The organism is Bacteroides sp. Marseille-P3684, assembly GCF_900291465.1.
Lineage (GTDB): Bacteria > Bacteroidota > Bacteroidia > Bacteroidales > Bacteroidaceae > Phocaeicola_A.
In genome coordinates this window covers 654,168-668,781 of the sequence record NZ_LT985808.1, presented here as the reverse complement: position 1 = coordinate 668,781, position 14,614 = coordinate 654,168, and the positions used below count along the sequence as shown (strand labels likewise).

Annotated in this window: 10 protein-coding genes; 9 read left to right on the top strand and 1 reads right to left on the bottom strand. The window is 59.2% G+C overall.

What is annotated here, in order from left to right:
- Positions 1-102: 102 nt before the first annotated feature.
- From accC to C8275_RS02585, 9 genes are all read left to right on the top strand, one after another.
- Positions 103-1,617: an acetyl-CoA carboxylase biotin carboxylase subunit gene (gene accC / locus C8275_RS02625; RefSeq protein WP_106483987.1), complete on the top strand. Its 1,515-nt coding sequence runs from the start codon at positions 103-105 to the stop codon at positions 1,615-1,617.
- Between the two features lie 53 nt (positions 1,618-1,670).
- Entirely contained in the window at positions 1,671-2,174 is a 504-nt protein-coding gene (locus C8275_RS02620; RefSeq protein ID WP_106483986.1) for an acetyl-CoA carboxylase biotin carboxyl carrier protein subunit, read from the top strand.
- 52 nt (positions 2,175-2,226) lie between these two features.
- Entirely contained in the window at positions 2,227-3,759 is a 1,533-nt protein-coding gene (locus C8275_RS02615; protein WP_106483985.1) for an acyl-CoA carboxylase subunit beta, read from the top strand.
- A gap of 283 nt (positions 3,760-4,042) precedes the next feature.
- Positions 4,043-4,720: a cytochrome B subunit gene (locus C8275_RS02610; protein ID WP_022385928.1), complete on the top strand. Its 678-nt coding sequence runs from the start codon at positions 4,043-4,045 to the stop codon at positions 4,718-4,720.
- Between the two features lie 36 nt (positions 4,721-4,756).
- Positions 4,757-6,736 carry a fumarate reductase/succinate dehydrogenase flavoprotein subunit gene (locus C8275_RS02605; protein WP_106483984.1) on the top strand — a complete coding sequence of 660 codons (1,980 nt, stop codon included), beginning with the start codon at positions 4,757-4,759 and terminating at the stop codon, positions 6,734-6,736.
- A gap of 29 nt (positions 6,737-6,765) precedes the next feature.
- Positions 6,766-7,521, top strand: coding sequence for a succinate dehydrogenase/fumarate reductase iron-sulfur subunit (locus C8275_RS02600; protein WP_022385930.1), 756 nt, complete (start codon positions 6,766-6,768; stop codon positions 7,519-7,521).
- A 207-nt stretch (positions 7,522-7,728) separates the two neighbouring features.
- On the top strand, positions 7,729-8,253 hold the full coding sequence (locus C8275_RS02595; RefSeq protein WP_106483983.1) for an NUDIX domain-containing protein: 525 nt from the start codon (positions 7,729-7,731) through the stop codon (positions 8,251-8,253).
- A gap of 49 nt (positions 8,254-8,302) precedes the next feature.
- A complete protein-coding gene (locus C8275_RS02590) occupies positions 8,303-11,311 on the top strand; it encodes a tetratricopeptide repeat protein (protein WP_106483982.1) in 3,009 nt (1,002 codons plus the stop codon).
- A gap of 16 nt (positions 11,312-11,327) precedes the next feature.
- Positions 11,328-12,974 (top strand): hypothetical protein, encoded by a 1,647-nt coding sequence (locus C8275_RS02585; RefSeq protein ID WP_106483981.1) that lies wholly within the window; start codon positions 11,328-11,330, stop codon positions 12,972-12,974.
- 681 nt (positions 12,975-13,655) lie between these two features.
- Here C8275_RS02585 and queG read toward each other — a convergent pair.
- A complete protein-coding gene (gene queG / locus C8275_RS02580; RefSeq protein WP_106483980.1) occupies positions 13,656-14,606 on the bottom strand; it encodes a tRNA epoxyqueuosine(34) reductase QueG in 951 nt (316 codons plus the stop codon).
- Positions 14,607-14,614 lie beyond the last annotated feature (8 nt).

The following is a 14,614-nucleotide window of genomic DNA, read 5'->3' as shown; positions in this document are numbered from 1 at the left end:
CGATGTTTAAATATAACTAACAAACGCTATCGATTCACCGGCTTTGTCGTATCTTTGCGCGCCGAAAGCGCAATGCTCTGATTATCCAACAAAATACAAGATATGATACAAAAGGTCTTAGTCGCCAATCGAGGCGAGATTGCCGTGCGTATTATGCGTTCGTGCAGGGAAATGGGCATCCGGACGGTTGCCGTATTCTCCGAAGCCGACCGGGCAGCACGCCACGTGATGTATGCTGACGAAGCATGTTGCATCGGTCCGGCGGCATCCCAGGAAAGCTATTTGAACATCGACAACATCATCCGCGCCGCCAAGGAACACAAGGCGGACGCCATCCATCCCGGGTACGGCTTCCTGTCCGAGAATGCCGAGTTCGCCCGCCGCTGCCGGCAGGAAGGCATCATCTTCGTAGGACCCGCTCCGGAGACGATGGAAGCCATGGGCGACAAAATCTCTGCCCGTAAACGTATGATTGCTGCCGGAGTGCCGGTAGTCCCGGGGACGGAAAAGCCCCTGCAGAGTGCCGAGGAAGCCTTGCGTGTGAGCAAGGAAATCGGGTTCCCGGTGATGCTGAAGGCATCAATGGGCGGCGGTGGAAAGGGCATGCGGCTCATCCACAGCGAAGACGAGGTCGTGGAGGCGTACAACACGGCACGCTCGGAGTCGATGTCCTCGTTCGGCGACGACACGGTCTATATCGAGAAGTTCGTCGAGGAACCTCACCACATCGAGTTCCAAATACTGGGCGACAACCACGGCAACGTCATTCACCTCTTCGACCGCGAATGCTCCGTGCAGCGCCGCAACCAGAAGATTGTCGAGGAGAGCCCCTCTCCCTTCCTCACCCCCGAACTGCGCCGCGAGATGGGCGAGAAGGCAGTTGCCGCCGCACGCGCCGTCAACTACTCGGGAGCAGGTACCATCGAGTTTCTCGTCGATAAGCACCGCCACTTCTACTTCCTGGAGATGAACACCCGCCTCCAGGTGGAACACCCCATCACCGAGGAAGTCGTCGGCGTGGACCTGGTGAAGGAACAGCTGCGTGTGGCAAACGACGAGGTGCTCCACCTTCGCCAGGAAGATCTCTTCCAGCGCGGGCACGCCATCGAGTGCCGCATCTGCGCCGAGGACACCGAGAACAACTTCATGCCTTCACCGGGCATCATCCAGCAGCTCACGGAGCCGAACGGCATCGGGGTCCGTATTGACAGCTATGTCTACCAGGGCTACGAGATACCTATATATTATGACCCGATGATTGGCAAGCTGATCGTATGGGCGACGACCCGGCAGTTTGCCATCGAGCGGATGCGCCGCGTGCTCTATGAGTACAAGATCACCGGACTGAAGAACAACCTCAGCTACCTGCGGCGCATCATGTTCACCCCCGACTTCGTCAAGGGCGAATACAACACCCTCTTCATCGAGAAGAACGCCAAGATGCTCCAGCGCTCCAACGGGCACAACGAGGAAATCGAGAACGTCGCCATGATGGCGTCGTACATCGACTACCTGATGAACCTTGAGGAGAATTCCCCCGCCGGCACCGAGGGCGACAATCGCCCCATCAGCCGCTGGAAGCAGTTCGGACTGCAAAAGGGCGTACTGCGCATCTGACAACGGAAACGGGAGGCTCCTCCCCCTCATTCATAACCAAGACACAGACTGATATGGAAATACATATAGGCGACCGCGTCGCTGACGTGACGCTGGTCAGCAAAGACGGCAACAAGGTGCAGTTCCTCATCGACGGGGAACCCTACGATGTGGACATCGTGATGGCAGAGAACGGGAGTTGCTCCATCCTGCACAACGGCAACTCCTACAACGCTGAACTCATCCGCAGCGAAAACGGCAAGAACTACACCGTCAACATGTTCTACCGCTCCTACAACGTCGACATCGTGGACACACAGGCGAAGTACCTGCGCATGCGCAAAGGCGGCGAAGAGAAGCAGGACGACAAAATCATTGCCCCCATGCCGGGCAAGGTCGTGAAGATTCCCGTGAAGCCGGGCGACAAGCTCAGCGCGGGCGACATCGTCATCGTCCTCGAAGCCATGAAGATGCAGAGCAACTACAAGGTGAACTCCGACTGCACCGTACGCGAAGTGCTCGTCAACGAGGGCGACTCGGTGAACAGCAACCAGGTGCTGCTGACACTGAGCCTCTGACTCCCCACCGACGCACGTTCCACCACTCACAAACGAACAAACAGACCAAAACATGACAAGAGAAGAAATCTACCATACATTTGAGGAGCTTGACAAGCAGGCTTCCATGGGCGGCGGCATCGACCGCATCGAGAAACAGCACGCCTCCGGGCGCATGACGGCACGCGAGCGCATCGACATGCTGCTCGACAAGGGCACGTTCAACGAGCTGGACAAGTTCGTCATCCATCAGTGTACCAACCTGGGCATGGACAAGAGCCATCTGGCAGGCGACGGCGTGGTGTGCGGCTACGGCAAGATAGACGGCCGCCTGGTGTTCGTCTACGCCTTCGACTTCACCGTCTACGGCGGCACGCTGAGCCACACCAATGCCGCCAAAATCGTCAAGGTGCAGAAGCTCGCCCTGCAGAACGGCGCTCCCATCATCGCGCTCAACGACTCGGGCGGTGCCCGTATCCAGGAGGGCATCAGCTCACTCGCCGGCTTCGGCTCCATCTTCTACCAGAACACCATCGCCTCGGGTGTCATCCCCCAGCTGTCAGCCATCCTTGGTCCCTGTGCCGGCGGCGCATGCTACTCGCCCGCACTGACCGACTTCATCTTCATGGTGAAGGAGAAGAGCCACATGTTCATCACCGGTCCTGACGTGGTGAAGGCGGTGACCCACGAAGAGGTGGACAAGGAAGAGCTTGGCGGTGCCGACACCCACAGCAGCCGCAGCGGCGTGACCCACTTCCTGTGCAACACCGAGGAGGAGACACTCATGAGCATCCGTGAGCTGCTCAGCTTCCTTCCGTCGAACAACATGGAGGAGGCCCCCCTGCGTCCGTGCACCGATGACCCTCACCGCGAGGACGAAAGCCTGCAGACGGTCGTACCCGAAGACCCGAACATGCCCTACGACATCAAGGACATCATCGAGCCGGTGGTCGACGACCAGTACTTCTTCGAGGTGATGCCCCACTTTGCCAAGAACATCGTCGTGGGCTTTGCCCGCCTGGGTGGCCGCACCGTGGGCATCGTTGCCAACCAGCCCGCATTCCTTGCCGGCGTACTTGACATCGACGCCTCCGACAAGGCAGCCCGCTTCATCCGCTTCTGCGACTGCTTCAACATCCCCCTCGTGACGTTCGAGGACGTCCCGGGCTTCCTCCCGGGCTGTGAGCAGGAGCACAACGGCATCATCCGCCATGGTGCAAAGATTGTCTACGCTTATGCCGAGGCCACCGTACCGAAGGTAACGCTCATCACCCGCAAGTCCTACGGCGGTGCCTACATTGTCATGTCGAGCAAGACCATCGGCGGAGACATCAACCTGGCTTATCCTACCGCCGAGATTGCCGTGATGGGAGCCGAGGGAGCCGTGAACATCCTCAAGCGCAAGGCAAGCGACGAGGAGAAGGCCGCCGCTATCGAGGAGTACAAGGACTACTTCTCCAACCCCTACCGCGCTGCCGAACAAGGTCTCATCGACGAGATTATCCTTCCGCGACAGACCCGCTCGAAACTCATCCAGGCACTGGAGATGGCGCAGAACAAGAGCCTGCACAATCCTCCCAAGAAACACGGCAACATGCCGCTCTAAGGCAGACGGACTTCCGTCACCCCCTGTCAAGGCACGCCGCCACAGCATTCCCACACGGTTCTCTTCCGTGTGCCCGCACTGTGGGGGCGTGCCTTTGCGTTTCTCCGACACTGCTACTACCCCCTTCCGCCCTGCCCGGACATCCCTGTTGACATTCCGTCGCTACATTATAGAAATATTTCCTTAATCCTTTGTGCTATCCATCTATTTCTCTTAACTTTGCGGAATGATTGAAACCAGCAAATCTCAATTCTAACAATTAAATAATTTAATTCATTTATTTATGTGGTTAAGTAATTCATCTATTGGAAGGAAAGTGGTGATGAGCGTTACCGGTCTCGCCCTTGTCCTGTTTCTAACATTTCACATGTCGATGAACCTTGTGGCACTCTTCTCCGAGGAGGCTTACAACATGGTATGTGAATTCCTGGGTGCTAACTGGTACGCACTGGCTGCGTCGGTCGCACTGGCTGCCCTCTTCGTGATTCACATCATCTATGCGTTCTGGCTGACGATGTTGAACAGAAAAGCGCGTGGTAACGAACGTTACGCCGTGACCCAAAAACCCAAAACTGTAGAATGGGCATCGCAGAACATGCTCGTGCTGGGTCTCGTGGTGGTGCTCGGTCTGCTCCTCCACTTGGCGAACTTCTGGTACAAAATGCAGTTTGCCGAGATTATCGGCGACCATTTCCTGGGCGAATTCGGTCCGACGGACGGTGCGGCATACATTGCCTACACGTTCGCTTCACCGGTGTACGTCATCATCTACCTGGTATGGTTGCTGGCTTTGTGGTTCCACCTGACGCACGGTTTCTGGAGCGCACTCCAGACACTCGGCTGGAGCAACAAGATCTGGTTCGAGCGTTGGAAGACTATCGGTAACGTGTACTCCACCCTCGTGGTTCTCGGTTTTGCCGTAGTGGTTGTGGTTTACTTCTTCAAATCACTCTGCTGCTAATACATTATTACAAACCTTTTAAATAGAACGAATATTATGGCTACTATAGATTCAAAAATACCCGAAGGCCCGATCGCCGAAAAGTGGACCAACTATAAAGCTCACCAGAAACTGGTCAATCCCGCCAACAAGCGCCGCCTCGACATCATCGTTGTCGGTACCGGTCTTGCCGGTGCATCCGCCGCAGCCTCACTCGGTGAGATGGGCTTCAAGGTGTTCAACTTCTGCATCCAGGACTCTCCGCGCCGCGCACACTCCATCGCCGCTCAGGGCGGTATCAACGCTGCCAAGAACTACCAGAACGACGGCGACTCCATCTACCGTCTGTTCTACGACACGGTGAAAGGTGGTGACTACCGTGCCCGCGAAGCGAACGTGTACCGCCTGGCAGAGGTTTCCAACAACATTATCGACCAATGCGTGGCACAAGGTGTCCCCTTCGCCCGCGAATACGGAGGCACACTCGCCAACCGCTCCTTTGGTGGCGCACAGGTGTCACGTACCTTCTATGCCAAAGGACAAACCGGCCAGCAGCTTCTCCTCGGTGCCTACTCGGCATTGAGCCGTCAGGTGAATGCAGGCACGGTGAAACTCTATACCCGCTACGAGATGCAGGACATCGTCATCATCGACGGCCGTGCCCGTGGCATCATTGCCAAGAACCTCGTGACCGGCAAGCTGGAGCGCTTTGCCGCACATGCCGTAGTCATCGCTACCGGCGGTTATGGCAACACCTATTTCCTCTCAACCAATGCCATGGCATGTAACTGCTCCGCCGCCATGGCGTGCTACCGCAAAGGTGCCTACTTTGCCAACCCTGCCTACGTGCAGATTCACCCGACTTGTATCCCCGTACACGGCGACAAGCAGTCGAAGCTGACGCTGATGTCCGAGTCGCTCCGTAACGACGGACGTATCTGGGTACCGAAGAAGCTCGAAGATGCCAAGGCTCTGCAGGCAGGCACGAAGAAGGGCAGCGACATCCCCGAAGAAGACCGTGACTACTACCTGGAACGCCGTTATCCGGCATTCGGTAACCTCGTTCCGCGCGACGTGGCTTCCCGCGCAGCCAAGGAGCGTTGTGACGCCGGCTTCGGTGTGAACAACACCGGTCTCGCCGTGTTCCTCGACTTCTCCGAGAGTATCGAACGCTTGGGCATCGACGTTGTCCGTCAGCGCTACGGCAACCTCTTCGACATGTACGAGGAGATCACCGACGTGAACCCCGGCAAACTTGCCAATGAAATCAACGGCGTGAAGTATTACAACCCCATGATGATTTACCCCGCCATCCACTACACCATGGGTGGTATCTGGGTGGACTACGAACTCCAGACCTCTATCAAGGGCCTGTTCGCCATCGGCGAGTGCAACTTCTCCGACCACGGTGCCAACCGTCTGGGTGCTTCCGCACTGATGCAGGGTCTTGCCGACGGATATTTCGTACTGCCGTACACCATCCAGAACTACTTGGCAGACCAGATTACCGTTCCTCGCTTCTCGACCGACCTGCCTGAGTTCGATGCAGCCGAGAAAGCCGTACAGGCTAAGATCGACCACCTCATGAACATCAAGGGCAAGAAGTCCGTTGACTCCATCCACAAGGAGTTGGGTCGTGTCATGTGGGAGTACGTAGGTATGGGACGTACCGCCGAAGGCTTGAAGACCGGACTGGAGAAGCTCAAGGACATCCGCAAGGAGTTCGAGACTGAACTGTTCATCCCCGGCTCGAAGGAAGGCATGAACGTGGAACTCGACAAGGCCATCCGCCTGAACGACTTCATCACCATGGGCGAGCTGATAGCCTACGATGCACTGAACCGCAACGAGAGCTGCGGCGGACACTTCCGCGAAGAATACCAGACGGAGGAAGGCGAAGCCAAACGTGACGACGAGAACTTCTTCTACGTTGCCTGCTGGGAATACCAAGGCTCTGACGACAAGGCTCCCGTACTCTACAAAGAGCCGCTGGTTTACGAAGCCATCAAGGTGCAGACACGTAACTACAAGAGCTAATAGGGTTAAACATTAAAAGACAGAAACAAATGGACAAAAACATATCATTCACGCTGAAGATTTGGCGTCAGAACGGACCTAAGGACAAAGGTCATTTCGATACATTCCAGATGAAGGACATCCCCGGCGATACCTCCTTCCTGGAAATGCTGGACATCCTGAACGAACAGCTCATTAGCGACGGCAAGGAGCCGATCGTATTCGACCACGACTGCCGCGAAGGCATCTGCGGCATGTGCTCGCTCTACATCAACGGACATCCGCACGGACCCGCTACCGGAGCTACCACCTGCCAGATTTACATGCGTCGCTTCAACGACGGAGACACCATCACCGTGGAGCCTTGGCGTTCGGCCGGATTCCCCGTCATCAAGGACCTGATGGTCGACCGCTCCGCCTACGACAAGATCATGCAGGCAGGAGGATACGTCAGTGTCAGAACCGGAGCACCGCAGGATGCCAATGCCATCCTCATCCCCAAGCAGAACGCTGACGAAGCCATGGACGCCGCATCCTGCATCGGCTGCGGAGCCTGTGTGGCTGCCTGCAAGAACGGCTCTGCCATGCTGTTCGTCTCGGCAAAGGTCAGCCAGCTCGCCTTGCTTCCGCAGGGACGTCCCGAGGCTGCACGCCGTGCCAAGGCAATGCTTGCCAAGATGGACGAGCTGGGCTTCGGTAACTGTACGAACACACGCGCCTGCGAGGCTGAATGCCCGAAGTGCGTTTCCATCAGCAACATCGCCCGTCTGAACCGCGAGTTCATCAAGGCGAAGCTGAAAGACTAAGCACATACAACTTTTATTTAAGACACTCATATTTGATGGGGAGGACTTGTCGGGAGACTGGTCCTCCCCTTTTTTATGCCCGTCAGTCTGTCACCGGAAACTCCCCTTTCACGGACATTCGTCATAAAGTGTCTAAACAAACCTTCCACCGGGCACCCTGTCACCCAAAATATATTATCTTTGCCCATCGACTTAAGAACGAAGAAGATGCATCCACTAGAGAAATTCAGGTATTGCCCCGAGTGCGGGTCACCCCACTTCGAGGTGCGCAATACCAAAGCCAAGCAATGTGCCGACTGCGGATTTACCTACTACTTCAATCCCAGCGCAGCCACGGTCGCCTTCATCCTCAACCCTGAAGGGAAACTGCTCGTCTGCCGACGGGCGAAGGACCCCGCCAAAGGAACACTCGACCTCCCCGGGGGATTCATCGACATGTACGAGACCGGAGAGGAAGGTGTCGCACGGGAGGTACGCGAAGAGACGGGGCTCACCGTCGAACGTGCCGAGTACTGCTTCTCCATCCCCAACCTCTATGAATACTCCGGATTCATGGTCCACACCCTCGACCTCTTCTTCCGCTGCACCGTTGCGGACAGCTCGCAACTGCACCCCGAGGACGACGTGGCGGACTGCTTCTGGATGCCCCTCGACGAGCTTCGCATCACCGACTTCGGACTGATGTCCATCCGCAAAGGCGTCAAACGTCTGCTGGACATGCAGCGGGAGTGAAGCCCCCGCACACCCACCCACTGATTCACCAAAACAAACCCCAAATAGTATGAAACTGAGACAAACCTTGCTACTCACCTTGCTCGGAGCACTCCCCGCCGCGGGGATGGCACAACGACATGTGCCCGTCACTGCGCCCGGACGACTCTTCGAGGAAGGCAGACAGCTGTTTATCCAAAAGGACTACGCTGCCGCCCTGCGTGCACTGAAAGACTTCGTCAAGACCGACGGACAGACGTTCCTGCAACGGAGCGAGGCGGACTACATGATTGCCTGCACCGCCTACGAACTGAAACAGAAGGACTGCATACGGACCCTGGAGACCTACCTCGCCACCCATCCCGACTCGCCCTATAAGAACCGCGTCAATTCCCTTATCGCCAACGCGCTCTTCTATGAGAAGGACTACGAGCACGCCATACGCCGCTTCGAAGGTTGCGAGCTCGACCGGCTCGGCGACGAGGAACGCGACGAGATGACCCTCCACCTCGCCATCGCACACATCGAGACGGGAGACCTCGACGAGGCTTATGCCCTGCTCAGCGTCGTACAGGCCTGCACGCCCAAGTACCAGAGCGACGTCGACTTCTACCGCGCCTACATCGACTATGCCAACGGACGCTACGCCGACGCCCTCCCCGTGTTCCAACGCCTGGAGGACGACCGCAAGTATGCCGGCGAGGCACCCTACTACGTCGCCGACATCTACCTCCGGCAGGGACAGTACAGCCAGGCGGAACAAGTGGCGGGACGCTACGTCAGCGTCCGTCCGGACGGCAACCACGGGAACGAGATGCAGCGCATCCTCGGCGGGGCGTACTACGGACAGGGACGCTATGACGACGCCCTCCGTGCCCTGGAGACCTACGTCCGCAACACCGATAACCCCGAACGCAACGCGCTCTACCAGCTCGGTCTGTGCCACTACCGCAACGGAGCCTGGCAACGGGCGTGCGACAACCTCGGACGCGCCACCGTCATCAAGGACGCGCTCGCGCAGAACGCCTACCTCCACATGGGACTCGCCTTCCTCCAGCTCCAGGACAAACGGCAGGCACAGCTCGCATTCGAGCAGGCTTCGCTCATGAACTACGACCCGAAGGTGAAGGAAGAGGCGCTCTACAACTACGCACTCTGCATCCACGAGACCTCCTACTCGCCCTTCGCAGAGTCCGTCACCGTCTTCGAACGGTTCCTCAACGAGTTCCCCCACTCGACCTACAGCGAGCAGGTGAACGACTACCTCGTCGAGGTCTACATGAACACCCGCAGCTACGACGCCGCCCTGCGCTCTATCGAGAAGCTCAGCCAGCCGGGCGCACGCATCCTCGAAGCCAAGCAGAAAATCCTCTTCCGCCTTGGCGTACAGTCGTTCGTCAACGCCGACTTCAGCGGAGCTACCGCCTACTTCGACCGCTCGCTCCAACTGGGCGGATACAACCTGGGCACCCGCGCCGACGCACACTACTGGCGCGGCGAGTCCGCCTACCGCCTGGGCAACTACGCACAGGCAGCATCAGACTTCACCGCCTACCTTGCCCAAACCGACGCACGCACCAACCCCGGCACCTACAGCCTCGCCCTCTACAACCTGGGCTACGCCTACTTCAAGCAGCACGACTACCGCCGCGCCGCCACCTGGTTCGGACGCTTCACCTCGGCGGACAACAGCCGCACGGAGCGTCCGGTACTCGCCGACGGCTACAACCGGCTGGGCGACTGCCGCTTCCATGACCGTCGCTTTGCCGAGGCACAGTCCTGCTACGCCCGGGCTGCAGCCACCGACGCCTCGTCCGCCGACTACGCCCTCTACCAGCAGGCGTTCGTCCGCGGACTCCAGAAGGACTATGCAGGCAAGGTCGCCGACCTCGACAAGCTCCTCGCCTCGCACCCCGACTCTCCTTACGCCGACGACGCCCTCTATGAGCGCGGACGCGCCTATGTGCAACTGCAGAACAACCGCGCCGCCATCGCCTCGTTCACCGAGCTGGTGAGCAAGTATCCCGAAAGCTCCATCGCCCGCAAGGGTGCCGGCGAAATCGGACTCCTCTACTACCAGGACGACAAGTACCCGGAAGCCATCGCCGCCTACAAGAAGGTCATCGCCGACTATCCCGGCAGCGAAGAGGCACGCCAGGCACAGCGCGACCTGCGCTCCATCTACACCGACCTCAACCAGGTCGATGCCTACACGCAGTACGCCTCCACCATCCGGGGCGGCATCCCTGTGGCAGCAGGCGAGCGTGACTCGCTGACGTACGTCGCCGCCGAGAAGGTCTACGTCCGCGGAGACCAGGCACAGGCGAAGACCAGCTTTACCCGCTACCTCCAGCAGTTCCCCCAAGGCGCCTTCGCACTGAACGCCCACTACTACCTGGGACTGATGGCATACAACGCCAAGGACTACACCACCGCGCGCACCCACCTCGACCGCGTCATCGAGTACCCGAACAACGAATACTCCGAAGAGGCGATGATCATGAACGCCGAAATGGCATTCAACGCCAAGGACTACGCCCGCGCCCTCACACTCTACAAGCTCCTCAAGGACAAGACCGCTGCCGCCGAACGCCGCCGCCTCGCACAGACGGGTATCCTGCGCTGTGCCTACCTGACGGGCGACCGGGAGGAAGTGACCCTTGCCGCTGCCGACCTGCTCGCCGACAGCAAGCTCTCGCCCGAGCTCGCCAATGAGGCACGCTACTACCGCGCCAAGACGCTGCTCGCCACCGAGCCTGCCAAGGCTGCCGACGACCTGCGCATCCTGAGCCGCGACACCCGCAACGCCTACGGAGCCGAAGCGAAGTACCGCCTGGCACAGCTCTACTTCGACGCCGGGCAGACCGACGCCGCCGAGAAGGAGCTGCTCGAATACATCGACGCCAGCACACCCCACGCCTACTGGCTCGCCCGCAGCTTCGTCCTCCTCTCCGACGTCTACGCCAAGCTGGGCCGTACGCTGGAGGCACGCCAGTACCTGCTCTCGCTCCGGCAGAACTACCAGGCGGACGACGACATCGCGCCGATGATTGAATCGAGATTAGAGAAACTCAACTGACAACTCCCCGAACACTATGAAACAAGAACTGACCCACATAGCCCTCTTCTCGGCGGCGATGCTCGCCTTCACCACCCAGACGAGGGCACAGACACAACCCAAGGACTCCACGCTCAACCGCACCGTGGTCGTGGAGAACGAGTACAACCCGCAGCTCATGGATGCGGACAAAATCAACCTCCTGCCTGCCGTGGAAGAGCCGAAGGCGACGAAGAAGGACATCGAGTATGCGCGGACGACACAGCCCTTCGCCCGCTTCCAGTACCGCCCCATGCCCTCCTATGCCGCCAAGCCCCTCCAACCCGACAGCCCGCGCAGCTACCTCAACCTGGGCTACGGCAACAACGGCAATGTGACCGGGGAGTTGAACTACCTCTTCCGCCTCTCGGCAGCTGACCACCTGAACGTGAACGCCGCCTTCGACGGGTTCAACTTCCGTCCGGACAACGACGACACCGACTACCGGGGCTGGAAGTCGCGCTTCTACCAGTCGCGCATCGCCGCCGACTACGCCCACCGCTTCCGCAGCACCGAGCTGGGTGCACAGGCGGTCTGGGGCACACAGACGTTCGACTACCTCGACTACTACGACACGAACAAGCAACGCAACGCGCTCGGCCGCTTCCAGCTGCACGTCCGCTCGACCCGTCCGGGCGACGCCTGGCAATATGCCCTCACCGCAGGCGTGCACCACTTCGGCCGCGGCTACCTCTACGGCGCCGACGAGAGCAACTCGGAGACGAACCTCTACGCCCGCGGCGGACTGTCCTATGCCCCCGACGAACGGAACCGCATGGGGCTGGACTTCGGCGTCAGCCAAGCCACCTACTCGCTCGACGGGATGGAGAGCAACGGACTGGTCAGCCTGACCCCCTTCTACCGGCTGACCACCGACGCCATGCGCCTGCGCCTGGGCATCCGCGTCGACCTCTCGACGGGTCATGACAGCGGCGTCGCCATCGCCCCGGACGTGACCGCCGAGTTCCCCTTTGCCGACCGCTACGTCTTCTACGCCAGCGCCACCGGCGGCACGCTCCTGACCGACTACTTCCGCTTCAACAGCCTGACGCCCTACTGGGGCGGCTACCGCCCCGACGAACGGCTGGACAACACCCACGTGCAGCTCGACGCCGTGGCAGGCTTCAAGGCAGACTTGGGCAGCGGCGCATGGCTGAACTTCTACGGCGGTTTCGAGATGCGGAAGAACGAACTGGGCTTCTTCCCCTACGTCGACGGCGACGCGACCCCGCTGTCCCACTCCTTCGTCCAGGGCAAGGGAAACAACGTGAAAGTGGGCATCGAGGGCTCGTATGCCTACAAGGACCTGCTCGACGTGTCGCTCGACGTGAACTACCGCAAGTGGTCGACCGACGACGGGATGGACATGCTGCTCTATGACAAGCCTGCGCTGAGCCTGCGCGCCGATGTGGGCATCAAGCCGGTTCCGCGCCTGGGCATCCACGTCGGCTATGAGCACCGGACGTTCAGCAAGGGCGACCGCGACGCCGTGTCCGACCTCTATGCACGCGCCGACTACCGCTGCTTCGACTTCCTCTCGCTGTGGGTGAAAGGGGCGAACCTGACGAACGCACAGTACCAATACGACCTCGGCTACCCGGCACAGGGCATCCATTTCCTCGTCGGCACGTCGTTCCGGTTCTAAGCAATTGACAATTGATAATTGACAATGGACAATGGCTGTTCAGCATGTCCCTGCTGACAATTTGTCAATTTGTCAAACGAATCGCCCGAGAAGGGGCTTCCTTGCACCAAAATACAAGTTGGTGACCGCGGAGCGCCTTCTCGGGCGATTTGCATTTTCCACACTGACGGTGTTTTCGTCGGTTTCCTTTCCTTCTGCTTAACTCTTCCCTTCCTTCATTCCCTTTCGTCGGCCTTTTCACACGGACGGACGCAATATCACACATCGGGAATCGTGCCCCTTTGGTCTCTAAAAAATGGGGACAGGTGGCTGCTTTCGTACGGACGAACGACCACGACGGTGCGGACACGTCGGTACGGTGGTACGGACACGTCCGTACGAAGCCAATCATAGGTGCTTTCGATGGTGAAAATGGGTTCGAAGGATGGTTTTTCTGCGTTAGAAAGGGTATAATTGTGTGAATATAGGTTTATTCTGATGCGTTCTGACGGACGTATCTTAAAATATTTAACGCGCGATTCTCTAATTGGGACGAAATTGCGAAAATGTGCGTTAGCTGAAAACGACAAATCGGGAAATTGTGATGTTAAAATGGGGAAAATTGTGTCGTTTTGATAAACCGTTCATGGGGAAAATGTAGGGGCGACCGGATGGGTTCATGCCCATGCCGGACGGGGATTGTCAAGGGGCCGTTTCGTCCATGGGAGCGTTGCCCGTGGCACGGATGTTCCGCGTCAGACCCTCGAATTTCGCTCGCTTGACGGCAGAGCCCTTGAAGAGACGTCGGTAGGTCTCCACGTCCAGACGTTTCCAGTCGGCGCGGCGCATGGCAAGGAGTCCGTCGCGCGGATGCAGGCGCGCCTCGTCCGTCGGACGGGCAAAACGCATCCACGGGCACGCCTGCTGGCAACGGTCGCAACCATAGATGCTGTCGCCCAGGCTGGAGGCTGCCTCGGGAGGGATTTCGCCGCGGTTCTCGATGGTCAGGTATGACAGGCAGCGACGGGCGTCGAGGTGACGCGGACGGGTCAGTGCGCCCGTCGGACAGGCACGCAGGCAGCGGTCGCACGTGCCGCAGCGCGAGGGCATCGGCATGTCATACGCCAGCGTGCAGTCGACCACCAGCTCGCCCAAGAAGAAGGCTGAGCCGGCGTGTGGCAGGATGAGCTGCGTGTGCTTGCCTACCCAGCCCAGTCCGCCGCGCCACGCCCAGTAGCGTTCCAGCAGGGGGGCGGTGTCGCAGAAGGCGCGTCCGCTGACCCCGGGCAGCAGGGTGCGGAGGTAGTCCAGGAGCCGGGCAAGCTTGTCCTTCATCACCGTGTGGTAGTCCTCGCCCAGGGCGTACCACGCCAGCCGGTACTCGCCGGGAGGGATGTCACGCGGAGGGAAGTAGTTCAGGGCGACGGACACCACGCTGCGTGCGCCCTCGACGAGGAGCGTCGGGTCGAGCCGCTTGTCGAGGTTTGCCGCCAGGTAGCCCATGTCGGCGTGGCAGCCCTCGTCGATCCAGCGGACGAAGGCGTCGCGGTCTGCCGCTCCGACGGGCTCCGCCGGGGACACGCCGCATGCAGAAAAGCCGAGGCGCAGGGCTTCGGCTTTCAGCAGTCGGGTATGTGTTTCAGGGGTCGTCATGTCGTTTC